The sequence below is a fragment of the Xylocopilactobacillus apicola genome (assembly GCF_033095985.1).
Lineage (GTDB): Bacteria > Bacillota > Bacilli > Lactobacillales > Lactobacillaceae > Xylocopilactobacillus > Xylocopilactobacillus apicola.
In genome coordinates this window covers 1,603,558-1,629,416 of the sequence record NZ_AP026802.1, presented here as the reverse complement: position 1 = coordinate 1,629,416, position 25,859 = coordinate 1,603,558, and the positions used below count along the sequence as shown (strand labels likewise).

At 36.0% G+C, this 25,859-nt stretch carries 26 protein-coding genes; 24 read left to right on the top strand and 2 right to left on the bottom strand.

Annotated features, from left to right (window positions below; genetic code table 11):
* Positions 1–128: 128 nt before the first annotated feature.
* The 13 genes from R8495_RS07910 to R8495_RS07850 all read left to right on the top strand — a co-directional run bounded on the left by R8495_RS07910 (position 129) and on the right by R8495_RS07850 (position 15,718).
* On the top strand, positions 129–1,505 hold the full coding sequence (locus tag R8495_RS07910) for a sensor histidine kinase (protein WP_317634935.1): 1,377 nt from the start codon (positions 129–131) through the stop codon (positions 1,503–1,505).
* Positions 1,506–1,509: 4 nt separating this feature from the next.
* Positions 1,510–2,286, top strand: coding sequence for a LytR/AlgR family response regulator transcription factor (locus R8495_RS07905; RefSeq protein ID WP_317634934.1), 777 nt, complete (start codon positions 1,510–1,512; stop codon positions 2,284–2,286).
* A 511-nt stretch (positions 2,287–2,797) separates the two neighbouring features.
* Entirely contained in the window at positions 2,798–6,418 is a 3,621-nt protein-coding gene (locus R8495_RS07900; RefSeq protein WP_317634933.1) for a pectate lyase-like adhesive domain-containing protein, read from the top strand.
* Positions 6,419–6,647: 229 nt separating this feature from the next.
* Positions 6,648–7,616, top strand: coding sequence for an efflux RND transporter periplasmic adaptor subunit (locus tag R8495_RS07895; RefSeq protein ID WP_317634932.1), 969 nt, complete (start codon positions 6,648–6,650; stop codon positions 7,614–7,616).
* 3 nt (positions 7,617–7,619) lie between these two features.
* The gene (locus tag R8495_RS07890) at positions 7,620–8,291 is read left to right on the top strand and encodes an ABC transporter ATP-binding protein (protein ID WP_317634931.1); all 672 of its coding nucleotides are present in this window, start codon (positions 7,620–7,622) and stop codon (positions 8,289–8,291) included.
* A complete protein-coding gene (locus R8495_RS07885) occupies positions 8,288–9,469 on the top strand; it encodes an ABC transporter permease (protein WP_317634930.1) in 1,182 nt (393 codons plus the stop codon). Before R8495_RS07890 ends, R8495_RS07885 begins: the two co-directional genes overlap by 4 nt.
* 20 nt (positions 9,470–9,489) lie before the next feature.
* Positions 9,490–9,723, top strand: coding sequence for a hypothetical protein (locus R8495_RS07880; RefSeq protein WP_317634929.1), 234 nt, complete (start codon positions 9,490–9,492; stop codon positions 9,721–9,723).
* Positions 9,724–9,731: 8 nt separating this feature from the next.
* Positions 9,732–10,196, top strand: coding sequence for a hypothetical protein (locus R8495_RS07875; protein WP_317634928.1), 465 nt, complete (start codon positions 9,732–9,734; stop codon positions 10,194–10,196).
* Entirely contained in the window at positions 10,196–10,387 is a 192-nt protein-coding gene (mazE, locus tag R8495_RS07870) for a type II toxin-antitoxin system PemI/MazE family antitoxin (protein ID WP_317634927.1), read from the top strand. Before R8495_RS07875 ends, mazE begins: the two co-directional genes overlap by 1 nt.
* A 639-nt stretch (positions 10,388–11,026) precedes the next feature.
* The gene (locus tag R8495_RS07865) at positions 11,027–11,848 is read left to right on the top strand and encodes a sensor histidine kinase (RefSeq protein ID WP_317634926.1); all 822 of its coding nucleotides are present in this window, start codon (positions 11,027–11,029) and stop codon (positions 11,846–11,848) included.
* 18 nt (positions 11,849–11,866) lie between these two features.
* Complete coding sequence (locus R8495_RS07860) at positions 11,867–12,625, top strand: LytR/AlgR family response regulator transcription factor (RefSeq protein WP_317634925.1); 759 nt, start codon at positions 11,867–11,869, stop codon at positions 12,623–12,625.
* A 97-nt stretch (positions 12,626–12,722) separates the two neighbouring features.
* Complete coding sequence (locus R8495_RS07855) at positions 12,723–13,448, top strand: ABC transporter ATP-binding protein (RefSeq protein WP_317634924.1); 726 nt, start codon at positions 12,723–12,725, stop codon at positions 13,446–13,448.
* Positions 13,449–13,450: 2 nt separating this feature from the next.
* Positions 13,451–15,718, top strand: coding sequence for an ABC transporter permease (locus tag R8495_RS07850; protein ID WP_317634923.1), 2,268 nt, complete (start codon positions 13,451–13,453; stop codon positions 15,716–15,718).
* Positions 15,719–15,972: 254 nt separating this feature from the next.
* On the opposite strand, the gene R8495_RS07845 is transcribed toward R8495_RS07850, so the two are convergent.
* Positions 15,973–16,428, bottom strand: coding sequence for an RpnC/YadD family protein (locus tag R8495_RS07845; protein WP_317634922.1), 456 nt, complete (start codon positions 16,426–16,428; stop codon positions 15,973–15,975).
* Between the two features lie 76 nt (positions 16,429–16,504).
* A complete protein-coding gene (locus tag R8495_RS07840) occupies positions 16,505–16,834 on the bottom strand; it encodes a PD-(D/E)XK nuclease family transposase (RefSeq protein WP_317634921.1) in 330 nt (109 codons plus the stop codon).
* Positions 16,835–17,155: 321 nt separating this feature from the next.
* On the opposite strand from R8495_RS07840, the gene R8495_RS07835 reads away from it, so the two are divergent.
* The 11 genes from R8495_RS07835 to R8495_RS07785 all read left to right on the top strand — a co-directional run bounded on the left by R8495_RS07835 (position 17,156) and on the right by R8495_RS07785 (position 25,854).
* Complete coding sequence (locus tag R8495_RS07835) at positions 17,156–17,509, top strand: AbrB/MazE/SpoVT family DNA-binding domain-containing protein (protein ID WP_317634920.1); 354 nt, start codon at positions 17,156–17,158, stop codon at positions 17,507–17,509.
* A 358-nt stretch (positions 17,510–17,867) separates the two neighbouring features.
* A complete protein-coding gene (locus tag R8495_RS07830; protein ID WP_317634919.1) occupies positions 17,868–18,926 on the top strand; it encodes a sensor histidine kinase in 1,059 nt (352 codons plus the stop codon).
* An 11-nt stretch (positions 18,927–18,937) separates the two neighbouring features.
* Positions 18,938–19,687: a LytR/AlgR family response regulator transcription factor gene (locus R8495_RS07825; RefSeq protein ID WP_317634918.1), complete on the top strand. Its 750-nt coding sequence runs from the start codon at positions 18,938–18,940 to the stop codon at positions 19,685–19,687.
* A 354-nt stretch (positions 19,688–20,041) separates the two neighbouring features.
* Positions 20,042–20,671: an Rpn family recombination-promoting nuclease/putative transposase gene (locus R8495_RS07820; RefSeq protein WP_317634917.1), complete on the top strand. Its 630-nt coding sequence runs from the start codon at positions 20,042–20,044 to the stop codon at positions 20,669–20,671.
* A gap of 167 nt (positions 20,672–20,838) precedes the next feature.
* The gene (locus tag R8495_RS07815; RefSeq protein ID WP_317634916.1) at positions 20,839–21,330 is read left to right on the top strand and encodes a hypothetical protein; all 492 of its coding nucleotides are present in this window, start codon (positions 20,839–20,841) and stop codon (positions 21,328–21,330) included.
* A 40-nt stretch (positions 21,331–21,370) separates the two neighbouring features.
* Complete coding sequence (locus R8495_RS07810) at positions 21,371–22,330, top strand: efflux RND transporter periplasmic adaptor subunit (RefSeq protein ID WP_317634915.1); 960 nt, start codon at positions 21,371–21,373, stop codon at positions 22,328–22,330.
* Between the two features lie 3 nt (positions 22,331–22,333).
* The gene (locus R8495_RS07805; RefSeq protein WP_317634914.1) at positions 22,334–23,005 is read left to right on the top strand and encodes an ABC transporter ATP-binding protein; all 672 of its coding nucleotides are present in this window, start codon (positions 22,334–22,336) and stop codon (positions 23,003–23,005) included.
* Positions 23,002–24,180, top strand: coding sequence for an ABC transporter permease (locus R8495_RS07800; protein ID WP_317634913.1), 1,179 nt, complete (start codon positions 23,002–23,004; stop codon positions 24,178–24,180). The genes R8495_RS07805 and R8495_RS07800 overlap by 4 nt, the downstream gene beginning before the upstream one ends.
* 16 nt (positions 24,181–24,196) lie before the next feature.
* On the top strand, positions 24,197–24,421 hold the full coding sequence (locus R8495_RS07795; RefSeq protein ID WP_317634912.1) for a hypothetical protein: 225 nt from the start codon (positions 24,197–24,199) through the stop codon (positions 24,419–24,421).
* Positions 24,422–24,601: 180 nt separating this feature from the next.
* The gene (locus R8495_RS07790) at positions 24,602–24,760 is read left to right on the top strand and encodes a hypothetical protein (protein ID WP_317634911.1); all 159 of its coding nucleotides are present in this window, start codon (positions 24,602–24,604) and stop codon (positions 24,758–24,760) included.
* A 341-nt stretch (positions 24,761–25,101) separates the two neighbouring features.
* Positions 25,102–25,854 carry a tyrosine-protein phosphatase gene (locus tag R8495_RS07785; RefSeq protein WP_317634910.1) on the top strand — a complete coding sequence of 251 codons (753 nt, stop codon included), beginning with the start codon at positions 25,102–25,104 and terminating at the stop codon, positions 25,852–25,854.
* The last annotated feature ends 5 nt before the right edge of the window (positions 25,855–25,859 follow it).

Genomic DNA, 25,859 nt, shown 5'->3' with positions numbered 1-25,859 from the left:
CTTTTAAATTGATGAAGAAAATGGCTGCATTGGCGTAAACTTTTAACATTTTCTGTCGGTAATATGGCATAATAAAATAATGTTTCTCCAATCGTGTGTGATAAACTAAAATAAAAAGGAATCAAAATTTGCTTAATATTTTCAGTGACTTCGCCATGCTATTAGGTAGTGTGGTACTTGAAATGAACATTTTTTTGTTCTTCAACAAACTATTTACTGCCAAGCATAAGATTGCGTTGTTCTTAATTAGCTTCATGGTGTGTGAAGCGTTTATCAGGATTTCGCATTTCAATCATAGTATGTTTGTAATCGATTCCAATCAATATCTCGTTATTACGGCGATTATTATTTATGGCTATTATTTGATTATGGGACGTAAGCAGGTGGAATTTGGTCCGATGCTTTTATTTTTCCTAATTGAAAATGGATTTATCAAAAAAATATTTGATCTATTAAATTACTTGCGAGTTATAAAGAATATGAAACCGCTTCCGCAGTTCTATATAGTGGAATTTGTTTTAGAAATTGTAATTCAAATAGTTTTAACTCTAATTTTGCGCAATAAGTTTCGGCGAGCGATATCTTTACTGTTTAAAACACGAAACAAAAGGGTTATCATCAGTGGTTTTCTTTTGGTAGTCGCATTTGGACTGTTCTTTGCGCCAAAATCCCCCCATAATGTCACCATTATCTCAAAACCAAACAACGATGTAGTTAAGCACGGGGAAACTTTTACAATCAAGATGAACTCTAAAGAATTCAATGATCTTGATAGGGTTTTCCGCTGGTTTGTAGCTTTTATCATTGTGGCGGTGGCATATACTAGCTATGAAGTAAATAAGAATCGTAAGCATAAGCGCTTAGCTACGGAAAAAGTGATGATGGAAAATTACATTGATACTTTAGAGAAGATGCAATTTGATATTCAAAAAGTTCAGCACGACTACAAGAACATGCTGATGGGGATCACTGGCTACATTGAAGATGACCGAGTTGACGTTCCTGAGTTGAAGCATTTTCTTAAGAAAAATCAGTTGATGGAAAATAATGTTAAGCTTAAAACAGGAACGCTCCATCAGCTTAAGCGAATCAATCTTCCGGCAGTCAAAGGCCTGATTTCGACCAAAGTAGTGCAAGCGTCCCAGCTTGGGATTAGGGTATCGGTTGAGTGCAGTGAAGACATCCAAATTAGGCGGGTTGACCCTTTTGATTTGTCACGGGGGCTTGGGATCATTTTGGATAATGCGATTGAGGAATGCCGGAACCAAAAACAGCCGATGATTCGAATTGCTTTTATCGATTCTTACGAACGAACGATTATTGCGGTTGCTAATACTTGCAAAGAGGAAACACTTAACGTGGTTGCCGGAAAATCGACCAAAGGAAAAAATCGTGGTTTTGGACTCCAGAATTTAAAAGAAATTGTTAATAGTTCAAATCATCTCGGGCTTGAAACAACTTGTGCCAACTATATTTTTACTCAAAAAATATTTATTAGGAAATAAACTTATGATTAAAATCTATGTTTGTGACGATCAAGAAATCCATTTATTAGCAATTAAAAAAATCATTGAGGACGCAATTCTTTTTGCCGAGGTTCCGATGCAAATTGAACTGGCATCTACCGATCCCGTTGAAATTGCTGAACATTTTGAACCTAGTGAAACTAATGTTTATTTTTTAGATATTGATCTTTCAAATGAAACTTACGATGGTTTGAAACTGGCAATTAAAATTAGAGAAAGCGACCCGCGGGGCTTCATCATCTTTATTACTTCGCATTTGGAATTTGGGATGCTGACCTTTGAGTATAAACTTGGTACCTTTGATTATATTGTGAAAACTCCTGATCCTGCGCTACTCAAAAATAGAGTAGAATCGACATTAAAAGCAATTGCTGAGCGTTATCAAACCGAGCAAGTCAATCAAGAGCAAGAAAATCACCCTAAGCGTATCAAGTTTACTTCGGATTATGAAGAGAAATATGTGCCAATTAATGAGCTCATCATGTTAGAAATCGTCGGTAACCATAAACTGCAGGTCATGTCGAAGCATCAAAACTTTGAATGCAACGGTTCGCTTGGAAAACTTGAATACGAGTTACCAAATTACTTTTTCCGTTGCCACCGCAGTACAATCATTAATTTGAAGGAAGTTGTCAGCCGTTCGGCCAAAGATGAGATAATTTCCATGTCCAATGGGGCTGAGCTCCAATGTTCTAGGAGGCAGCAAAAAAAATTCGAAAAATTATTAAATGAATTCAATCTTCAACCATACTCAAAGTGATAAACAACCAATTTGAAGGTTGTTTTTTTGATTGCTGACATAACCACTGTCGCTGTCACAAGAAAATCAATTTAAATTTGCTATTCTTTAAAAAATCTAAGATCATTCTTCTTATACCATATGATTATTAAAGAGTCAAAAAAATTTATCTTAGGATTATTCTTTGATTTTTTCGAGTTATGGTAGTTTATAAACCTTCGTAAATACCTTGTTGAAGTATATTAGTCAGTTAACAAGACTTACGAATTTTTTTGGAAAATTGGAAATAGTTTTCAGATTTCGAAAAAAAATAACCTAAAATATGCAAAAAAATTCGACTTTTTTGTGGTTAACTTAAATATAGGTGATATAATTAAAACGAAGCTGTTTTATAGCATGTAACAAGGGTTTGTAGGGATTGATTTAGGGAGGAGTACAGCTGTTGAATAAGTTAGTTAGTGGGAAAAAGTTTAGAATATCGAGGTTAATCTCCAAAAGAAGTTCAAGGAATAATATTTGGAGATTGGTTAGTTTGTTTTTGTTGGTTTTTTTAACTGTAATATTTTCAGGTTTGAGAGTTAGCGCAAGTAAAACTTCAAATCTATCTAATATTAGTTTAATGGACTTGCATCCTATCTCAGTTTTGGCAAAAGATAATAGTTTGAACTCTAAACCTGATATTTATGCTCCTTTTTATGGAAATGGGTTTTTACCTGGGATTTATGGTAGTGCAACTGATGATCCTCGAACACAATATGATACGCCTGACCCAGACGATCCAGAGAATATTAAAAAGTTTCGAGTGAAGACCCACCCAGAAACTGATCTTCAAATTAAGGAGCGCTTAACAAAAGATGATGTCTATGATCAGATTCAAAGATATAAGTCTGAGGGAGAGACCGCTTATGTTTCAACACCTGATGAACTTTTGAATGCACTTTGGGGGCGTAGAGGGGCATATAAATCAACAGATCCTTTTCCTTCATTTGCTCCAGATGGATCTGGTGCAATAGCTCAGGTTAATATTACCCACATTGTTTTGACCAAGGATATTGTTTTTACATTAGCAACTACGGTCAATGGTTATCAAAGTTTTAATAATTTGGTTGCTTATACGAATCAATATATTCCAAACCGAAATATAGTAATTGATGGAATTGATCCGAGGGATCCTACAAAAACAAAACATACGTTAGATTTTAATGGTTCAATTGATAACTCTAGGATCGATTTGAATAGTAATTATTTTAAGTCTAAGTTTGTATTTAATAATATTAATTTGCAAGGCACAGATTATTTTGGCCCTGGTTCAGCCGTCGGGAATCCAATCGATAAAACTGTTATTTATCGCAATATAAAATATCGTGGTTCTCAGTTAGCGGCATCCTATCGTACGGATATAGTATTCACTGGTTATAACGATGTTCAATCGACGATTTCTTATCAAACGTTAGAACCTGTCAGTACTACTGGTGCAACAAACAGTAACGGTTTAATTTATGATGACGCAAGACCTGGGAAGATGCTTTATGCTTTTGGTCATTTACCAACCAATGCTCCAGCCGGTTCTTCTGAATCATATGAGTGCCAACAGATTATGGAAAGTTATAATGTAACATTTGCGCTTAATACAAAATTCGAAGGAAAAACAGCCACAACTGGTGCTTTTGTGTTAGGATATTATCTTAGTAACGGAAAACCTTGTAATGTCAATGTTATGGATCATGCGGAAGTTAATGTTGAATCTACTAATCAAGGATCAAGAGCAGAATATTCAGATTATACGGCGACTATTCAACTATGGAGTGGGGAACTAGAAGTTCATCCTCACGCAGTACTAAATATTAATGCATATGAATTTCAAAATACTTCTCCTAGTGGTGATACTAACCCAAATAATATAACGCATAATCCGTCTTACACTAGAGACCTCATTAATTTAACGCCCCAGGGTGGATTTAATCCTAATGTTAAAGTTGATGATTATGCCACTATTAACGGAACTCAAACGGGACCAATTGCTTCAGCAGGATTAAGTAGAGGAGCAGTGAGTTTGGGGGTAGGAGCTTCATTAGATGTTGGTAAGTGGGCAAAATTTAATATTGAATCGACTGACGCGAAAGTAAGTATTCAGCCAGTATTAAACATGGAATCGGGAGCGAAGGTTAGCGTTGCTCAGCCAGGAACCTTTAATTTAGAGGGAGATGGTGATTATACTGGCGCTCGTTCTTTGATTCAACTTGGTTCCACCGCAACGTTTGAGTTTAACCGTGCTCGGATGGTTAATATTCAATATAAAGGAACACAGCCAAATACTAATTTGATCTCAATGAATCCAGGACAGATGCATGTTGAAAACATGGATGTTTACGCCTGGAATCGTGGGAATTCTGCAGCAACAGGCACACACCCTGATCCTTATGATAATGTTGAGGGAAAAGATTTCATGTGGCAGTCGATTTTTAACTTTATTGCAAACTATAACAGTGCGGGATTTGTGAATATTGATGCAGCAGCATCTTCTCTTTTCCCAAATGATATTGCAGATATGCGTATTAACTATAATACCAATAGATTCCAACGGGTAATGTTTCATTATATTCCGACGGTCTACTTTATGGACTTTACTTCAAAACCAGTTGATAGTCCAAGTAGCGATGTCAATTCTTATCAAATAAGCGGCAAAGTTGTTACTGATAACATTAATGATCCCGAAGGTGATTATGTGCCAATGGATGGGGCATACGTCAGATTAAGTGGACACGTTAAAAATACTGCAGCGGCAAGTGAGGTAGGTTCAGTTGATTTAGATCAGCCATTTTATAATAAAATTGATCCTGATCCTAGATGGGCAGACATTTCAGCATCAGGTCTGGACATTACTTCTAAATTTTCTGCGATTACAAAACCAGATGGGACTTTTACTGTTCTTGCAGGGGAACCAGTAATTGGTATTTTTGAAACCTTTATGGCGAGTGATCCGAGTGATCCTGAAAATACGAGACCGAATGAAAATGGAAGGATTCAGGCATTTGCATTTAGTCGAGGTAATTATAATTTTGCGAATACAGAAGTTTTAGATAAGGGTAAACCAAGGGCTCAAGCAGCTCCTTTAAGATATTCAGTTGTGGATCGCCCAGCTCCTGATCCAAAATATTTTGTTGATACTAGTGTGGATCCTGCTACAGGACTTACTAAAATTAGTGATTTGTATCCAGGTATTAATTCAAATGCTTTTACTAAGCTTAGCGATTATAAATTTACTTTTGATTCACGCAACTTAGCAACTGATACGACATTTTGGGGAACTCCTGGAAATAATAAGTCAGTTTACGTTAATGTAACTGATCCAAGTGGCAATACAACAGTTGTAGAAGGGAAAGTAACAATCTCTAGTCTTCCGGTTTTCATTGAAGTTAATAAGCCAAATGCAGTTGTAAAAATTCCTGATGGATCTGCTTCTTGGACTCCAGCACAGTGGCAAAATTGGGTAACAACCACTAATCCGAATGAAGCCAGGGCTCTTAAAATTAATTCTGATGGATCGACCACTGATATTAGTAGTCAAATGACTAACAATGCAAATGCATTTGGTCAACAAGTAAATAATATTACTTATACTGTGCCAACTGGTGCGGTACCTCCTGCAGCAACAACTACAACCGCTAATGCAACAATTGAACTAAGAAGTGATACTTTACAATTGAAGTTACCATTAGATTCGAATAATTTAACTGCACCAATTAGTTTCGGACGTTATGGATCTTACAATACGGGTTATCTCAAATCAAAAGATACAACTTCCTACGCTGGGAAAATCCTTGATGATCGAGTTGATAAAACTCATGATTGGTCGTTGGATATTGTAGCTTCAAAGTTTAAGGAGACTTATCCGGGAGTTACTGAACTTCCGATCGAAACAATTGATTTAGGATTGCTTCAAAATACAACAAATATTTTTTCTGATTTAATTTCAACTGCTGATACCATTGCTTCGGGTGTTGGTAATCATGATTTTGATGTATTAACCGGTGCAGGTTTAACTGATTCAAATAATAAGTTAACGATCTATCGTCCAAATAACGATAGCCGACTTAATGGCCGATCTTATAGTTCTAAACTTACTTGGACGTTGATTGATACAACTCCATAATGAAAAACCGTTTAGGTAACACCTGAACGGTTCTTTTTTTTTACTCATAATCTAAATCCGTCGATTGACGTAAACTTACTCCTCAATCTAATTTATCCTTGTATGATAAAAACATCGAAGTTCAAAAAATAGAATTTCGTCAAAACAAGTTTTTCAACAAATGGTGGAAGGTGAACGCACTGAAATGAAAAAATAACTTGAAAATTTATCTTAAACAAAGGAAAAGAAAATGAAAAAACATTGGATAGTAATTACGATCACGAGTGTTGCAATAATTGCAGTATTGGTCGGGGCAATGACATTATTGCAAAAACGCCGAGTTGCTGCTCAGATGCCTGACAGGGAAACAATTACAGAAACTCTGCAGGTCAAAAAGAGTGAGCCGCTTAGCTTTAATGGAATTTATAAATCAAACAATACTCAAAGTGTTAGCTTCAATCAGGCTTTGGGGGATTCAGTTAATTTAGAAAAGCAAAATGGCGAAGCGGTAACCCAAGGAGATCTAATAGCAACATATTACAGCACGAAAGATTACAACACGCTTTTGGATAAGAAGAAGCAAATTAATCAAAAGAATGCTGATATTAATAATCTCAAGCAAGATGTGCAGGGCAATTCTACAAAAATTACCAATTTAACTAATGAAGTGAATCAATTAACTAAAGATCTCAATAAGATGCGAGATGATGCGCCAAACAAGGTTTACGCCCAGTTTGATGGTGTTTTGACGGTGCCTACAGGTAGTAATGACGGAGTTAAACCATTGGCTGAAATTAGTAGTAACGAAGCCTCTGTTCAGATTCAAGTCAGCGAATATGATCTCAGTCATCTTCAAAAAGATCAAGCGGTGAAATTATCGCCAGTCGATTCTGGTAACAAGATCAAGGGAACTATTAGTAGTATTGCTGAGCGGCCCGATAACAACACAAGTAAAATTTCAACTTATCTGGTTTCGATTACTACGGAAGAAGCTTTGAAAAATGGTAATCACGTTCAAGTATCGATTCCATTAAATGAAGTTAAAATTCCTCTTTCAGCTGTTAAAGAAGAAGATAAGAAATTCTACATTTATAAAGCGAATGGCTCGAAGTACACGAAAAAAGAGATTCAAGGAACGAAAAAGGACAACTATTTCTTGGTTACCAGCGGTTTGAAAAATGACGAATCAATTGTCAAGAATTATAAAGCAGCGGACTAGCCGATGATTAAGATGAGAGGAATTAATAAGGCCTACATCATGAATGATGATGATAGCCCTCAATATGTTTTAAAAGACATTGACCTTGAGATTAAAGAAAAAGAATTCACGGCGATTATGGGTCCAAGCGGGTCTGGGAAGTCGACCTTGATTAATATTATTAGTTTTTTAGATCGTGATTTCTCGGGTGAATATTATTTCACTGATCAAGATGTCAAAGAGTTCAAAGATCAAGATCTTTCCACGATGCGTAATCACAATGTCGGTTTTGTCTTTCAGTCCTTTAACTTAATTGAGACTGATACCGTCTATGAAAACGTAGAGTTGCCCTTGTTGTATTGCGGAAAAACTCATCGTAGTGCGAAGCCCATTGTCATTAAACAATTAGAAAAAGTTGGGCTGCTTGTTAAGAAAGATCAATTTCCAAGTCAGCTCTCAGGTGGTCAAAAGCAGCGAATTGCCATTGCACGAGCGCTTGCCAATGAACCGACGTTCATTGTTGCCGATGAGCCAACTGGTGCGCTCGATAGTAAGACCTCATCTGAAATCATGACTCTTTTTCAAAAGCTAAATTCCGAGCATGACACGACAATTTTGATGGTGACGCATGATCCTGAAGCCGCCTCTTATTGTAAGCGAGTAGTTCAAGTTAAAGATGGTCAGGTGATCGGATGAAAATAACAATTAGTATTGAAACAGCCATCAAGGCGATTTTAAAAAACAAGCGCCGCAGTTTTTTGACGATCATTGGAATTATTGTCGGAATTGCGGCGGTGATCACAATTGTGACGGTTGGGCGGGGGTATGAAAGATATTCGTTGAAGCAGCTTCTAAACACTGAAGATATCAAGAATAATCGGACGAAGATCAGTTTTTCTCCAGAAGATGATGAGAATTTTGGTAAAAGCAGTTTTGTCTACTTCAATGAGCATGATTTAGATTTAGTTCGCAGTGTGCCTGGTGTTTCCGAGGTGCAGTACGAAAAGGAAAAGCCAGATCAGGTGTATCGTTACCAGCAGGTCGTTTTAGGTAAAAATTCTCAAAATACCAAAATCCATTTGGTTGACAGTAAGGGCGAAAAAGTAATTGCTGGCAAGGATTTAAGCAGCGCTGATATTGGTAATAAGGTTGTGACAGTCTCAAATCAGTTAGTTAAAGAACTGTTTCCTAATGGTGATGCGGTGGGAAAAACAGTTGAAATCGCTAATGAATCTTTTCTGATTAAAGGAGTTTTCGAACCAGATATTACTAATACCACCAAAATCGAAATGAACAAGGCGACTTATGAGAATTATTTCCGTGGAGCACCACTGAAAAATATTCAAATCACAGTTCCAAGTGATCAAAATTTGGCGAAAGTTGCAGACAAAGTTGTCAAAAATCTTAGTAAATCTGGCAGCATGAAAAATCAAGGTAGATACGAGTTTGCAAATGATGCAGAAATGACTGATAGAATTAGTTCAAGTCTGCAGATGTTAACCTTGATCGTGAGCTTCATTGCCGGAATCTCGCTGTTTATTTCAGGCGTTGGCGTCATGAACATGGTTTATACCTCGATCTCAGAGCGAATCAAAGAAATTGGAATTCGCAGAGCTCTCGGAGCGACAGAAAGGGCAATTCAAATGCAATTTCTGTTAGAAGGTTTAACGCTGACGTTGTTCGGTGGAATCATTGGTTATTTGTTGGGAGATATCATTGCTTTTGTCATCAGTAAATCAATGAATTTGGATTTTATATTTGATCCTTTTGTGGCGTTTCTAGCAATGGGAATTTCAGTTCTCGTCGGGTTGGTATTTAGCTATATTCCTTCGAAGAACGCTTCTAAAAAAGATGTAGTTGAATTAATTAAATAAATTTTGAAATGGAGTAAATAATGAAAAAGAAAAATAATGGCAAGAAATTTATGATCATCGGAGCTGCGGCAGCTCTAATTGTAGTAATCGCAACGGTTTTTATCGTAATCAAATTAAATACGAAACCAGATTTAAAGAATGTGAAAGAAGGCGATTCGATGATGATGACAGATAAGCAGCTCAAAGAAATGGAAAAAGATGGTGTCAAAATCGAATATCAAGGTGGTCCAGATGGTAAAAAAGGCGGGAAATAATCGAATTAATGTCAAAAACTAAAGGGATAATCTTACTTTTCTGCACGTTATTGCTGATAGGGTGTCAGGCGAAAAAGGAAGATTCAACTAGTAGTAGTGTTTCTGTTTCGAAAAGTAGCAAAAGTAGCAGCTCAAAACCGGAAATTGAAGAAATTTCAGCTGAGGAATATGTAAAAAAGGTGGATAACAAAGACGCTGCTGGACAGATTATCTTTTTTAAAACTCCTGGTTCCAAAAAATCAGATGAGGCATTAAAAAAGCTTTCTAGACAATGTCAAGAGATCGGCGAGAAGCTATACACAGTAGATGGAACTACTGAATCTGGTAAAAAAATAATTGAAAAATCTCAAATTATTAAGACTCCTTATGATGCCGTAATTCTTGTAGAGGGAGGGCAGCCGATGTATTTGGATTTACCAAATCAAGACACGCCAACATCTGTTTTAAAAAAGATTGTTAAAGAGGTTAAATAATGAAAAAGGTAAAAGCCCAAAGGCAAAAAAATTCGCTAGTAATTTCTTTGCCGGATGAATTAAGTATTGAACCTGATCAAGAATTTTTTATCTCAAAAGATGAGATGGGGTTTATTACTTTAGTACCTTTGGTCTCTGATATTTATGCTGCCGCAAAGTCGCCAGATCTTGCGGATATAACAATTTTTTGAATTTAAATCGCCATTCTTCCTTTCAACAAAATTGATTCTCCTGATTTAAATTTAAAGTCAATTTTCCCTTGAGGTTCCAACGAACCTTGAGGTTTTTTTGCTTGAATGTGCTAAACTGGTTACAAAAAGGGTATTCACTTTGATCGTTATTTTATCAATATTGTTGTGGTCACTATTTTTAGAGTTAAATATTTTCTTGTTTTTCAATCGCTTGTTCAGCTCAAAAAGTAAAATCGCCGTCATTTTAATCAACCTGATAGTAAGCTCGGCATTTTACTTTATTTCTCAAATGATTGATCACAATCCAGTCATTAGAATTGATCAATACTTGTTGATTGCAGGCATCGTAGTTGGTCTTTTTTACCTTGTTTTCCTGCCTAAATGTCGTGATTTTTTTCCCATGCTCTTGTTTTTCGTGCTGGAAAATTTATTTATCCAAAAACTGATGTGTATCGTTCTAGCTTCATTCAATTTTAAAGAAATGTATTTTTATTTATTGGCTATTAATCTTGTCTTTCAAATTATTTTGCCTCTAGTAATGAGAAAAAAATTAAGAAAAACAATTTCAATCCTTCTTAATACGCCGAGAAAGTCACATTTAGTAAGTACATTTCTTTCACTAATTTTATTTTATTAATCTTGATTCAAAGGAAAGGAACGGAATTTTCTGGCTCAAGTACTCAATGGCAGAAGTTTAGTCTATCGCTAAAAGAATTCAATCAGATAAACCAGGCATTTATTATTTTTGCAATTTTTGTTTTAGTGGTGGGAATTTACGTAAATCACGAAGTCAAAAATAATCGTCAAAAAGCCCAGCTTTATACTGAAAAATCGATGATGGAAGGCTACATTGATACGTTAGAGAAGATGCAGCTGGAAATTAAAAAGGTTCAACACGATTATAAAAATATGCTGATTGGGATTGGCGGATTTGTGGAAAATGGTCAAGTTGATTCTGTTGGTCTCGAAAATTTTTTAACCAAAAACAAATTGATTGAAAGTAATGTTGAGATAAAATCGGGGACTTTAAATCAGCTGAAAAACATTAATATTCCCGCAGTGAAGGGCTTGGTTTCAACAAAAATAATTCAAGCGGTTCAACTAGGTATTGATGTCACAGTTGAATGCAGTGATCAGATTACAATTAATAAAGTAGACCCCTTTGATTTGTCACGAGCGCTTGGTATCATTTTGGATAATGCGATTGAAGCTTGCATTGATCAAGATCAAGCAAAATTGAGTTTAGCCTTTATTGATGACGAAAGACAGACGATAATTATTGTAGCTAACACGTGTGATGAGCCGACTATTAATGTAGAGGCTGGTAGGTCAAAAAAGGGTGCAAACCACGGTTTGGGGTTACAAAATTTAGCAGATTTTGTTGAAAGTTCAGATTACGTAGAGCTTGAAACAATTTGTGTCGATTATACGTTCACTCAAAAATTATTTATAAAAAAATAAGTTAAGAGACTAAACTCCATGATAAAAATATTCGTTTGTGACGATCAAGAAACTCATTTAGCTGCAATTACAAAAATTATTAAAGATAAAACCATGTTCGAAGAAATCGCGATGCAAATTGAGGTCGCCACCACAAATCCGCAGGAAATTATTGGTAATTTAGATGCCGCAACAACAAGCATCTATTTTCTTGATATTGATTTGGCTAATGAGCAATATGATGGCTTACAATTAGCGCTTAAAATCAGAGAAAGCGATCCTCATGGTTTCATTATTTTCATTACGTCTCATTCTGAATTTGGGATGTTGACTTTTGAATATAAGCTTGGAGCTTTTGATTATATTGTTAAACCAACTGATCCTGAATTGTTGAAAAATAAGATTGATTCAGCAATCGATACGATCTGTGAACGTTATCGCATCGATCAAGCCAATAATCATGAAGAAGAAATTGAATTTACTTCAGATCGTGATCGTAAGTACATTCGTCTTAAGGATCTCGTTGATATAGAAGTGGTAGGCAATCATAAACTAAAAGTCGTTTCTAAACATCAGATTTTTGAATGTAATGGTTCGCTAGAAAAGTTTGAAGGGCACTTTCCTGATTATTTTATTCGCTGTCGTCGTGATGCTTTGGTTAACTTAAAAGAAGTTGTCGAATGTTCTTCAAAAGAAGGTATCATCAAGCTTTCTAATGGGTTCACAATTGAATGTTCAAAGTGGCAGATAAAAAAGTTTGCCCCCATCCTGGCAAAATTTAAATCAAGTGAAGATTAATTCGCGTAATAAAACTGATAATTGACGTAAGTTAAACCGATCCATCCGTTTTTGTTTATAAACTGAGGATATTTGAAAGTGAAACGGAGGTTTAATTGTGACAATTATTTTAAAAGCGCAAAACATTAACAAAAAATATGGTAGGACACCAATTTTAAATGGCATTTCTTTGAATGTTGAAGAAGGTCAATTTATTGCGATAATGGGTAATTCAGGTGCGGGAAAGTCGACTCTTCTAAACTGTATTAGTGGCATGGATCAGCCAGATAGTGGCAAGATTTTGCTTTTAGATAATGAATTAAGCCGAATGTCTAATCGTGACTTGGCATCTTTTCGTGCTAAAAATATGGGCTTTATTTTTCAAGATTTTAGATTATTGGAAGATATGAGTCTGCTTGATAACTTGTTAGTTCGGGGGTATTTAAAACAATCAAAGTCAGATGCCTTAAAACAGGCAAACGATTTATTAGATAAAGTCCAGCTTCTTAATGTAAAAAATCATTATCCAAGTCAGCTTTCTGGTGGTCAAAAACAACGGGGAGCAATTGCTAGAGCTTTAATGAATAATCCTGAGATTGTTTTTGCCGATGAACCAACGGGAGCTTTGAATTCTGCTGCAGGAAAGCAAGTAATGGAAACGCTGAAATTTGTCAACGTTGAACTTAAAACAACCGTTCTAATGGTAACTCATGATGTCAGGTCAGCATCTTACTGCGATCAAATAATTTATCTTTCAGACGGTAAGATCTTAGGGAATTTAACTTTAGATTACTCTAAAAATATCTCTGATATTAATGCCTTTTTGAGTCAAAAGGGGTGGTAATAATGTTTTATAAGAGTATTTTAAAAGGTAATTTCAAAGAAAAGAAATTTCTTTCCGTTGTTTTATTGTTGATGACTTTAATTCTCACATCCTTGTTTTCAACAGCGATTCATTTACATTTGGAATCTAAAAAGTTTTTATTGGAATCATATTCAGCTAGTCAACAGCCAGAAGTTCTGGTTGCTGTTGAAAATAATCAATATAAATCTAATTTTGCTGAGAAACTGGTCAATAACAGTAAGATCAAGACTTCTTATGTTCAGGAGTACTACACAGGAAATTTTGTTGATCAAGTAAAAGATAAAGAAGTCGTTTTCTTTTCTCCCAATTCAAATCGAGATTTCAAAAGAGAGGATCTAAAAAAATTAAATGGTAACGAAGTATTAATTCCTCAAAGTTTAAAAAAGGTTTATGGTCTAAAGCTCAATCAGACGATTACTTTAAAACCGGGAAAAAGTTTCCAAAAATTCAAAATCAAGGGGTTTTTTGACGATCCAATTTTTTCTTCTTCTCTGGCAGGTCAAAAAAGGATTCTAGTGAGTAGCAGCAAATTTAATTCGTTTAGCAGTCACTATCCGCAAAACGGCATGGCAAAGTATAAATTAATTTCCGGTTATCTTTCAAATCATCACCAGATTGCAAAGACGACACCAAAAGTACTCAAAAGTTTAGGAAATTTACCTAGTAGTGCGATTGACTATTCTTTTGCAAACATTGAATCAAACTTAATGTTGATTCCCTCAGTGTTTATCATCTTACTATTAACATTATCTTTATTTATCTTAATTTCAATTTTAATTATGTTGTGGTATTTGATAACAGTTACAATTGACGATAATAAACTCGAAATGTCGATTCTTCTATCACAAGGTTTTACTCGATTGAAGGTAATTTTAAATTATTTAGTTAAATCAGTTTCTATTATTTTAACGGGGACAATAATTGGTATTGTAATCGGGTATTTCAGCTACGTATTTCTAAGCGGCTATTTGTCAAACGTCACTGGAGTTTCCTGGGGTGGTCAAAATGAGTTATTTAGCACCATAACTATAGGTTTACTGATTGCAGCTGCTTTAATTATTGTTTGCGTAATTGGTTTTTTAAAGGCATTAAGGGTTGGTCCAATTATTCAAATCATGCAGCAGTCTACTGAGAGTCACAAAAATTTTCACTTTAAATTAGCGACAATTTCACCAAAGCGATTGAACTTTACGCTTGGAGTCAACAAATTCATTGGTCAATTTAAAAAAACTGGAACTTTATTTTCGATTGTGAGTCTTTTGACGTTTTTAATGGTAGTTATTCTGGGCTTTGCAAGTCTTTTTAATAGTACGAGCGGAGCACTTAGCGTGTTAGGGGCGCCTGACGGGGATCTTGTTTTGCTAGCAAAAAATAGTTCAGCTCAATTATCCAATGTGGCAACTCAAATTTCTAAAGGTACACACCCTACCTATGTTTCTAAAGCCGATCAGATGATGGTTAATATAAATGGTCAAAAAACAACAGTAGATATACTCGAACATTTTAATAAATCAACGAAATTGCTGCAGGGGTCTTATCCAACAAATCAAAATGAAATCTTATTAACCAAGAAAATGGCGCAGAGTTTGCACAAAAAAGTTGGTGCGCAAATTGAGCTCAAATACCGAGGAGTGAAGAAAAAGTATCAAATTACTGGCTTTTATCAGAGTATCAATAACAATGGATTGTCGGCAAAAATGTCGATTAGCGGTTTTCAAAGACTGAATTCTAATTTTTCTCCAAGCCAAGTGGTCATAAATTTTAAAAAATATGATGAAGCTAAAATTAATAAACTGATTAAGAAGTTTGACAACGTCGATAACGTTAATGTTCAAAACGGTCGGGCAACTTATATTTCTGGGATCAATTACGTGCGCTTAATATTGCAGGCGATGTTACTTTTTATCTTAATAATTACGATTGTGCTAACATGTATGCTTCTGTCAATGCTGGTTAAATTAACGTTGATTCAAGAGGTCAAGGAATTTAATACCTTGAAAATGATTGGTTATTCCAATTTCCGAATTAGACATATTCTCTTATATCGATTTTTATCAGTTATTGTTTTAGGTCAACTAATTGGGATCACTTTTGGAGTGCTGATTGGGTCACCGTTAGGTTCGCTATTAATGAATTCGGTCGGATTATCAGCGGTAAGACTCGTGCCGCCGTTTGGTATGGTTACCATAATTTGTTTGGGAATTTTGTTGCTTGGAAGCATATCAGTCGCAGTTTCTCAACGGAAATAAGGATTATTACACACTGTTAAATCATCTTCTAGAAGAATTAGCATCCAAATCGTCGTCTTCAAAATTATCGTTTATAATTGTACTGTTTTTCTCACATGGATCATGATCAGCACTGCTTAAAATGTATTTACAGATAGGAGATTGTCTAGTTCCGTATTCGCTGTGCACGCCAGTAATCCAAAAAATTATTAGTATAAACGAAAAAAATTCAGCTCTTAATTGAACTGAATTTTTTGTTTACGACTGATTGCCAACTATTTCAATTTCTCAATCTCTTCGGCACTAAGTTTTGTCGCTTTAATAATTATATTAAGATCGATTCCTTGCGCGAGTAAACTCTGAGCGACTTCAAATTTTTCTTCGTTCTTACCCTCGATTTTGGCATAACTAAGCTCTGCTTCTCTTTGGTCAATTGCGCTTTCTATTGCATCCACTTCTAATTGATCCTCCTTCGTTAAATTGTAATAATTTGATTTATTATAAACTGCCTGGACATACTTCGGAGCATCACTGTCAAGCACTCCATCAATATAGATACTCCTCATAGCTTCTAGATTATCTCTACTAACGGGATCTTCGACATTGATAATCGGTTTATGCAACTCGAACGTCACAATTGTAATGAGTCGTTTCACCCCGTCAACCGCATCTTCACCAGTTAGATGAAATTGATGAATCGCTTTGTCATCATCAAATTCATTATAATCCAAAATACAGATCTGAATTGCAGGCTCGAGCCCACTATACTTGTTGTTAGGCTCCCGCATCTTCTCTTTGTTACCGTAATTATAACGGTAACAAAGAGAAGATGTATAGCATGATCCGCTCTAGAAAATAGTTCGTCTTGCGCACTTGCATCTCCAAAGTCAACATTGTCTGATTATTTATTTCCATTAGAATATCAACTATTCGAGTCTTAGGTGCAGTTTTTTTCTTGACCTCTTCTTCTTTTGAATGACGAATGGAAAAAATCTTGGTTGGATCGAGATATGTAACCTCGTTCACCTCAATCCCAATCAAGTCATGAACGAATTCCTTAAAAATCCAGGAATTTTCCTTGCGCCCAAAAATGATCTTAAAAATTTTATCATTCTTGGGCAATAATCTTTGTTTCATTGATGAAACTCCCTTGGTTTATTATAGTGGCCTCAACCCCTAGGTAATAAATTACGCGAAAATTTCGTAAAACGTTAAATAAAATTTGAAAATGATGAATCTATTGTGGCTTGATAAACCGGAGATTATGTTTAAAGTTGTAATAATTTAAGCCGAGATCTGTCTTCTTGCAACTTCTCAGTCCACTATCTGATGGCCTCAGCAACATTTTTTTGTAAAACAAAATTGATCTTAAACTAAATTCAAAAAGGATCGCTAACATCATAATTCTACCACTTGCTTTAATATTGAATATGTTTTCTATATTACTGAACAAAACCGATGAACAAAAAAACTTCACTGAGAATTGCTTCAAAAATTACCAGCAAAAACCAAGTTACAATTAGAAATATTTTAAACATACAGTCTAATGATTCGATTGAATGGGAAGTTGAACAACACGGTAAAATTGTAATTTATCCAAAAATTATAACCTTTGGGACGTTGTTAGAGAGCAAGAAAAAGAGTACGGAAGCATTGATACACCAGAAAAAGAATGGGGTGAGGACCTGGGAAGTTAGAATTTCGATTGAAACATTTACAGATCCCTTTATGCGCTCTGACAATAATGTTATTGCAACTTTATCTGATAAAGAAATGACTGGTATTAGTTTCGTACTCAAGAATTTTTATTAACAAGAAACGGACATTTTCTAGTTATGATAAACTAGTTAAAAAAAGGATCTTCGCTTTGATTAATGATTTCATAATCTCCATTATATTTTTGTCGCTTACATTAATGCTAAATATGTTTTTGTACTTCGATCGCCTATTTAGCTGGAAAAACAAAATTGCCATTCTTTTAATCGACTTATTGGTAAGCGTTGTGTTTTACTTTGCTTCTATAAAAGCAAGCGATTCATTTATGATATCGACGAGCGACCATTATTTTTTGATTACTGCTCTGGTAATTGGAATTTTTTATCTAATTTTCTTACCCAAAACACGAAATTTCCTGCCGATGCTTTTGTTTTTTATGTTGGAAAATATCTTGATGACAATTATTTTAGGAATTCCGTTTGTCCCTTTAGGACTATCTTCTTATGTCAAAGGAATTAATTTGATTTTTCAGATTTTTCTGACGCTAATGTTGAGAGTAAAATTCAAAAAATCAATTTCGGTTTTATTTAATTCCAAGCGGAAAACCATTTTGATAACGGTCGTCCTCGCAGCGTTTTTAGGATCATATTTTATTTGGCAAAATGCTGAACTTTTGAGAATGGAGGGACCGATTTATTATAGAGTCGACGCACCAAAAAATAAAGTTGAGATGCCAAAAATCACTCCCGCCAATATTAGTCAAAAAGTTCAAATTGGCAACCAAGTCTTCGTTCTCTTGGTGATCTTTATTTTTGTAGGCGGCATCTATGTAAACTATGAGGTGAAGCGCAATCGTAATCAGGCGCAACTGGCGGCGGAGAAATTGCTGATGGAAAGCTACATCGATACCTTAGAGAAGATGCAGTTGGAAATTCAGAAAAATCAGCATGACTATAAAAATATCCTGCTTGGGATTAGAGGATTTATGAGTAAAGATGGAGTTGATGTCGAAGGGCTGGAGGATTTCTTGGTAAAAAATCAGCTCATCCATAGTGAGGTTCAGATTAAATCCGGTACTTTGAATCAACTTAAGGGAATTAATTTGCCCGCTGTTAAAGGGTTATTGTCGACCAAAATAATTGAAGCCGTCCAAGCAGGAATTGATGTGAAAATTAAATGTAGCGAGAAAATTGAGATTAATAAAGTTGATCCGTTTGATCTATCTCGGATCCTTGGGATAATTTTAGATAATGCTATTGAAGCTTGTGCCGAGCAGGATCACCCCAAAATAGAGATGATGCTGCTGGATGAGCAGCAACAGATCTTAATTATGGTGGCTAATTCTTGTGTTGAGCCAAATATTAATTTAAAGATTGGGGAATCAAGTAAAGGGGCAAATCGAGGGTTTGGGTTGCAGAACTTAAGAGATATTGTCCGCAGTTCCGATCATTTGGATCTTGAAACTACTTGCTCCAACTATACTTTCACGCAAAAGGTTTTTATCAAGAAATAAAGAGGCTGGAAATGTTGAAAATATATGTTTGCGACGATCAGGAAGTCCATCTCCAGGCAATTACGCAAATTATTGAAAATAAAATTGCTTTCGAAGAAACTCCCATGGAATTAGTACTTGCAACCACTAATCCTTCAGAATTGCTGGAAAGATTTAATTCTCAGGAGATAAATGTCTATTTTTTGGATATTGATTTGGCTAATGAGCAGTATGACGGGTTAAATCTGGCGCTCAAAATTAGGGAGAGTGACCCTAGCGGTTTTATTATTTTCATTACGTCCCATCTGGAATTTGGCATGCTGATCTTTGAATATAAGATCGGGGCTTTGAATTATATTGTCAAAACAGCGGATCCAGAACTTCTGAAATCTAAGATCAATTCCACGATCGATACGATTTGTGAGCGAACTCAAAATAGCGTCAAGCAGCACGAACAAGAAATCAAATTTTCATCGGATCGAGGCGATAAATATGTTTCGATTTCGGATCTGATTGTCTTAGAAGTGGTCGGGAATCACAAGCTGGAAGTGGTTTCTAAACACCAAGTTTTCAGTTGCAATGGTTCACTCGGACAGTTTGAAGCTGAACTGCCCAATTATTTTATCCGCTGTCGGCGTGACATGTTGGTGAACTTAAAGGAGGTCGTTGCATGTTCGACGAAAGAAGAAATGATTACGATGACGAATGGTTTTACCATTTCGTGCTCCCGCTTTCAAATCAACAAGTTTAAACCAATCTTAGAGAAGTTTAAGGAAGGCTAAGTTTTTTCTCAAAAAAATTCATGATTTTCGAAAATTTTGCGTAAATTATCTATGAGGTCAAAAGACCTCATGCAAAGGAGGATCAATGAATAGACGTAAGAGAGTTCCATTTCACAACGATCTGATGATGAAAAAACTGCTTGGAAGTGCGCAGAATCGCTCAATTGTAGCTGGTATGAGCAATGATTTTTAGGTATCAAATGTGAAGGTAAAGATATTATTTTGCTGACCCCATACAGTATCGATAATTATCAGAATGCATACGAGAAGGGGCGAGAGCAGTTCCTACTATTGACGGAATTGGATTTCCGCTTTATGATTTTTGATAGAATTATTGTGACAATGGAAATGTAAATGAGACCAGATCCAGATTTTTTCGAGCGAAGTTACTCGTACTTGGCGCACGCTTATCTGGCTGGTTATTCGAATCAAGCTCAAATGGTAAGTAAAAATCGACCGTTTAGTTCGATGGGAGAGACTTATTCCCTTAATGTCCTAGGCTTCAACTTATTTCCAGACGAGGATGGGTTTCGGCATTATCCACCGCCGTACGATTCAGTCCATGATGATTATGGGTACGGAGATTCAACGTTTGTCGAGTTGAAAAAGCGGAAATTTTTGGTGCCAGGTCGCAAGCGTCAGGTGAATGTTAACGATTGGGTGGCAATGATTGAGCAAGATGAGATTCATAGTGGAGCAATCGATTATATAAAAGATTCGTATGAATTTGTGAGATATCAAAACATAGAAAAGGAGGAACTTGAAATGATGGATGCAATTGAAATGGCAAGACATGAAATGAGACTGAAAGAGAAAGTAGCGCTTGAAGAAGGGGAAGCAAGAGGAGAAGCGCGGGGCAAGGCGGAAGGTCGAGCAAAGGCGATTAGGGAGACAGCCAAGCGAATGTTGGCAAACCAGATGAGCGTGCAAGATATTCATAAGTTTACGGAGTTAAGCTATGAAGAAATTGAAAAGTTGAAATAATTTACCAAATGAAAAGTCGGAAATTCCCGGCTTTTTTATTTTGCGTAATGCGCGAATTTCAAAAGTTGTAATTCACGTAGCGAAGATGGTAATTCGCACGGAATTTGTTAAATAATCCTTGCCTGCCGGTATAGTTAAATCATAAAAAAATAAAGGATTACAGAGAAATGTTTAGCAATTTAAAAGGCACAGTTTTGTTTTTAGGAGTTTTAACGCTGTTGGCAGGCTGCCAAAAAAATGAAAGTTCTAGTTCTTTTTCCAGTAATATTTCTAGTTCAAAACCCAGTAAAAAAAATCAAAATTCAGCTCCTGAAATTGAAAAAATATCGGTCGAGGAATATCAAAAGCTATCCGATGATAATGATTCAGATGGAAAAATTGTATTTTTTGAAACTCCAGGTAAATCTGATGATGCGCTTAAGAAATTTTCAACGAAATGTCAGAAAATAGGCAAGAAATTATATACAGTGGATGTGAGTACAGATGAGGGGAAGAAGATTCTGGAAGAAGACAAACACATCAAATCTCCCTACGATGCAATTATTTTAAGGAAAGGATCTGGAAGTGTATATCTGGACTTGCTAGAAAAAGAAGTGCCGACCGAAATTTTAAAAACTTTTCTTGATATGGATCTTAAAAAAGAAGCACCCAAGAACTAGGTATAGATATTTATTTAAACGAACGAAACAGGAGTAAATGATGAAAAAACGTTGGTTAATAATTACGATAATTGGAGTGATTGCAGCATTTGCAGTGATGTTAGCGATCTTTAATAATCACAACAAAACTAGTGCGAAGATGCCAGAAAAGATCACCCAAACCATTCAAGTTCAAAAGAGTGCTCCATTAACTTTTAACGGCATCTCAAAGTCGAAAAAGACGCAAAGTATTACGCTTAATCAAGCCCTCGGTGAAAACTTATACTTGGAGAAACAGGACGGTGAGGCAGTAGCGCAAGGTGATTTAATTGCTACTTACTACATCTTGAAAGATTACAACACCCTTTTAGATAAGCTAAACAAGGTGCGTCAGAAAAATGCTGAGATTAATAATCTGAAAAAAGATGTGCAAAACAACTCAGCTAAAATTACAGCTTTAACCAATGAAGTTAACCAGCTTAATAAACAAATTACAAAGATGCGTGATGCTGCTCCTAATAAGGTTTATGCGCAGTTTGATGGAGTGTTGACAGTGCCGACAAGCAGTAGCGAGGTCATGAAACCGTTGGCTGAGATTAGCAGTAATGATGCGAGCGTCGTGATTTCAGTCAGTGAATATGACTTGAGTCATCTCAATCAAGATCAGGAAGTAAAACTTGCTCCCGTTGATTCAGGAACTAAGATTAAAGGAACAATCACCAGGATCGCAACTCGTCCTGATAATACCACAAGTAAGATTTCTACTTATACGGCTCAGATTAAGCCTGAGACTGAACTTAAAAACGGCAGTCATGTCCAAGTGACGGTACCGCTCAAAGAAATTAAGATTCCAAACTCAGCGGTGAAGGAAGAAGACAAGAAGTTCTTTGTCTATAAAGCAAATGGTTCGAAGTATACAAAGAAAGAAATTCAAGGAACCAAGAAAGACAACTACTTTGTCGTCACTAAAGGGTTAAAGAACGACGAGTCAATCGTGAAGAACTATAAAGATGCGGACTAGCTTATGATTAAGATGAATAACATTAGTAAATCTTACATCTTAAATGATGATGAAACTCCTCTCTATGTCTTAAAAGATATCAATCTCAACATCGAAGAAAAAGAGTTCACAGCAATCATGGGACCAAGCGGTTCAGGGAAGTCGACATTAATTAACATTATCAGTTTTCTTGATCGAGCCTTTGAAGGTGAATATTACTTCTCAGATGAAGACGTGAAAGAGTTCAAAGACAATGATCTTTCAACGATGAGGAATCGAAATGTCGGTTTTGTATTTCAGTCATTTAACTTAATTGAAACCGATACGATTTATGAAAATGTAGAACTACCGCTACTGTATCGGGGAGCCACGCATCGCTGTGCTAAGCCAATTGTCTTAGAACAGCTGGACAAAGTCGGGTTGCTTTCAAAGAAAGATCAGTTGCCAAGTCAGCTGTCAGGCGGACAGAAGCAGAGAGTAGCAATTGCGAGAGCATTAGCTAATAAGCCCAAATTCATTGTTGCTGATGAACCAACTGGTGCACTTGATAGTAAAACGTCTGATGAGATCATGACGCTTTTTCAAGAATTGAATAACTTACATGATGTCACAATCTTGATGGTAACTCATGACCCAGAAGCAGCAAGATATTGTAAACGAGTCGTTGAAGTTAAAGACGGGCAGGTGATTGGATGAGATTATCAATTAGCATCGAAACGGCGATCAAAGCGATCCTCAAAAATAAACGGCGCAGTTTTCTAACCGTCATTGGAATTATTGTGGGAATTGCCGCGGTGATTACGATTGTTACCGTCGGTCGAGGCTACGAAAAGTATTCGGTTAAGCAACTGCTTGATAGCGATGACATCAAGAATAATCAGATTGCAATTAAATTTTCGCCCGAAGATAGCGATAACTTTGCCAAGAGTAGTTTTATTTATTTCAACCAGTATGATTTAGATTTGGTCCGCAGTGTAAAAGGGGTTAGTGCAGTTAAGTATGCGGTTGAAAAGCCTGATCGGGTTTACCGTAATCAATCAGTTGGTGGTCAAGGTAAGCAAATTAGGCTCGTTACGGGCGCCGGTGAGACAGTCCAGTTCGGAAAGAATCTTAGTACTGCCGATTTGGGCAATAAAGTTGTGACTGTATCGGAGCGCTTGGCAAAAGAACAGTTTCCTAATTTGAAAACCAGTGAAGTTGTCGGGAAAACCCTGGAGATTTCTAATGAATCTTTTCTGATTCAGGGAGTATTTCCGTCTGATTTTACGACAATGACCCAAATTGAAATGAATAACGCAACCTACAATCATTTTTTCCCGGGCGCCAATCAGAAAAATATTCAGATTATGGTTCCCAGTGAAGAGAATATCACGACCGTTGCAGGTGATGTCGTGAAAAAGTTGAGCAGATATGGAAGTATGAAGAACCTTGGAAAATACGATTTTTCTAATAACGCCTCTATGACTGACGCTATTAGTTCTAATCTCCGAATGTTAACTTGGATTGTCTCATTAATTGCAGGAATTTCCCTTTTTATCTCAGGAGTGGGTGTAATGAATATGGTTTACACCTCAATTTCCGAGCGGGTCAAAGAAATTGGAATTCGAAGGGCGCTTGGGGCAACAGGCAAAGAAATTCAGAGTCAGTTTCTGCTAGAAGGCTTGATTTTAACTTTGTTTGGCGGATTTGTAGGTTATCTCTTTGGCGAATTGTTTGCCTTTATGAGTAGTCGAGTCATGAAGATCGACTTCACGTTCGACCCTTTTGTGGCGGCGCTGGCAATGGGGATCTCGATGTTAGTCGGGGTAGTGTTTAGTTATATTCCGTCGAAGAACGCAGCCCAAAAGAACGTTGTCGATTTGATTAAATAAAGTTTTGGAGGACAAAATGAAAAAGAAAAAAATTATTATTAGTTTCATCGCATCAGTAGTTTTAATTATCGGAATTTTTATCGGATTTAAAATTCTTCAACCGCCACGCAGTACAGAAGAGAAGATAAAGAATCCAAAACCAGGAGATACTTTTACAATTGAAGGTGAAAAAGAGATCGAGGAATTCAAGAAGGAAGCTGAAAAAAATGGTCAAGAAGTCAGAATAATAAATGGCAAATAAGGAATCATATTAAATGATTAAAGGCAGACATTCCTTTTTTTACTTCCGGCTTCACCAATTATTCTCACAATCTTCCAAAAAATTCCCCTGCGGAGTTACTAACATGAGCTATTTAAAGATCCAGCTTAAAGTTCAGATTCGTTCTAAAGAACACCTCGTGATTTTTCTTGCGATCATTTTTTGTTTTCGTATAACACGCAAAAATACGTCCTCAGCAATTATCCCAAAACGCTAAAAGAATTTGAAACTGAGAACATCAGCGCAGGTGGGGCAAATAATGATCAGGTAATGCACGTCAACTATATTGATGTCAAAACCAATAGTGGAGGCGAAAAATGAGGGAAATTATCCTTTCATCTTTAGGGAATACCAAAAATATCACGAGCAAGGTCATCGGCAAAGCAACGATGAGTTCAGGTTACCAAACTCAAAAATAGAAAAAGTGTTTTTGATTTTTTAACAAAATTCTAGACCAAAATAAAAAAATAATTGATAGATTATTGCTGATCTTTCAAACAAATATCCGATGATTTTTGACTGTGATCCAAATTACGGCTTATTAAATGGTTCTTTGACTGAAACACTTTTTACGATGAGTTTCGTTGGACGTCTGGAAATCAAAGTATAATAGAAAACGGTTGCTTTGAGCGGCAATAATTTGATAAAACGGAGAATTTAAAGTGGAATTAGTTAATTTTCGAGATTTAGGTGGAATTCCAAATAAACAAGGGCTAAAAGTAAAGCCAAAGCGCGTCTTACGTTCTGGTAAATTAGTTGATCTCGACCAGTTGATGAAAGATCAATTAGTCAACGACTACCAGTTAAAACAAGTAATTGATTTAAGAAAACGTTCTGAAATTGAAAAAGAACCCGACGACCAATTGCCGGGAGTTAAAAATATTAATCTTGATATTTTAGAAATGAATAAAAATAGGGGACTTGGGTTCCACGCTGCAGCTGATACAAATGATCCAGATGTTGTTACCAAAGAAATGGAAGATATGTATCAAGAGATCGTTCTAAATCCGCAAGCGCAAAAACACTTCGGAGAATTTTTAGAATTACTTTTGGAGAATAAAACGGGCTCTACTCTATTTCATTGTTACTCTGGTAAAGATCGGACAGGAATTGCTGCTGCAATATTTCTCTGGTTGCTTGACGTTGATGATGAAGAAGTGATGAAAGATTACATGCAGACAAACGTTGATCGCAAGCCTGAAAATGATCGAATTATCGCCCGGATGAAAAAAGAAGGATACGAGGGCAAGGCTTTAGAAGCCGTTCTTGTCACTGCTAACGTTGAAGCAAGTTATCTAAAATGTGCTCAAGACACGATAATTAAGCAATACGGGGATATTTTAAATTACGCAGAGCAAGCTTTGAATTTTGATTCCTCGAAGATTGAAAAACTGCAAAAACTTTATTTAGAGTAAATTTT

What these genes read in the sequence shown, in the direction of transcription:
- R8495_RS07880 (WP_317634929.1), top strand. Translation starts at nt 9,490, where the DNA reads ATGAAAAAGAAAAATAATGGCAAGAAATTTATGATCATCGGAGCTGCG.
- R8495_RS07810 (WP_317634915.1), top strand. Translation starts at nt 21,371, where the DNA reads ATGAAAAAACGTTGGTTAATAATTACGATAATTGGAGTGATTGCAGCA.
- R8495_RS07795 (WP_317634912.1), top strand. Translation starts at nt 24,197, where the DNA reads ATGAAAAAGAAAAAAATTATTATTAGTTTCATCGCATCAGTAGTTTTA.
- R8495_RS07840 (WP_317634921.1), bottom strand. Translation starts at nt 16,834, where the DNA reads ATGAAACAAAGATTATTGCCCAAGAATGATAAAATTTTTAAGATCATT.
- R8495_RS07850 (WP_317634923.1), top strand. Translation starts at nt 13,451, where the DNA reads ATGTTTTATAAGAGTATTTTAAAAGGTAATTTCAAAGAAAAGAAATTT.
- R8495_RS07815 (WP_317634916.1), top strand. Translation starts at nt 20,839, where the DNA reads ATGTTTAGCAATTTAAAAGGCACAGTTTTGTTTTTAGGAGTTTTAACG.
- R8495_RS07805 (WP_317634914.1), top strand. Translation starts at nt 22,334, where the DNA reads ATGATTAAGATGAATAACATTAGTAAATCTTACATCTTAAATGATGAT.
- R8495_RS07830 (WP_317634919.1), top strand. Translation starts at nt 17,868, where the DNA reads ATGACAATTATTTTAGGAATTCCGTTTGTCCCTTTAGGACTATCTTCT.
- R8495_RS07825 (WP_317634918.1), top strand. Translation starts at nt 18,938, where the DNA reads ATGTTGAAAATATATGTTTGCGACGATCAGGAAGTCCATCTCCAGGCA.
- R8495_RS07820 (WP_317634917.1), top strand. Translation starts at nt 20,042, where the DNA reads ATGAGACCAGATCCAGATTTTTTCGAGCGAAGTTACTCGTACTTGGCG.
- R8495_RS07875 (WP_317634928.1), top strand. Translation starts at nt 9,732, where the DNA reads ATGTCAAAAACTAAAGGGATAATCTTACTTTTCTGCACGTTATTGCTG.
- R8495_RS07860 (WP_317634925.1), top strand. Translation starts at nt 11,867, where the DNA reads ATGATAAAAATATTCGTTTGTGACGATCAAGAAACTCATTTAGCTGCA.
- R8495_RS07885 (WP_317634930.1), top strand. Translation starts at nt 8,288, where the DNA reads ATGAAAATAACAATTAGTATTGAAACAGCCATCAAGGCGATTTTAAAA.
- R8495_RS07905 (WP_317634934.1), top strand. Translation starts at nt 1,510, where the DNA reads ATGATTAAAATCTATGTTTGTGACGATCAAGAAATCCATTTATTAGCA.
- mazE (WP_317634927.1), top strand. Translation starts at nt 10,196, where the DNA reads ATGAAAAAGGTAAAAGCCCAAAGGCAAAAAAATTCGCTAGTAATTTCT.
- R8495_RS07835 (WP_317634920.1), top strand. Translation starts at nt 17,156, where the DNA reads ATGAACAAAAAAACTTCACTGAGAATTGCTTCAAAAATTACCAGCAAA.
- R8495_RS07890 (WP_317634931.1), top strand. Translation starts at nt 7,620, where the DNA reads ATGATTAAGATGAGAGGAATTAATAAGGCCTACATCATGAATGATGAT.
- R8495_RS07895 (WP_317634932.1), top strand. Translation starts at nt 6,648, where the DNA reads ATGAAAAAACATTGGATAGTAATTACGATCACGAGTGTTGCAATAATT.
- R8495_RS07800 (WP_317634913.1), top strand. Translation starts at nt 23,002, where the DNA reads ATGAGATTATCAATTAGCATCGAAACGGCGATCAAAGCGATCCTCAAA.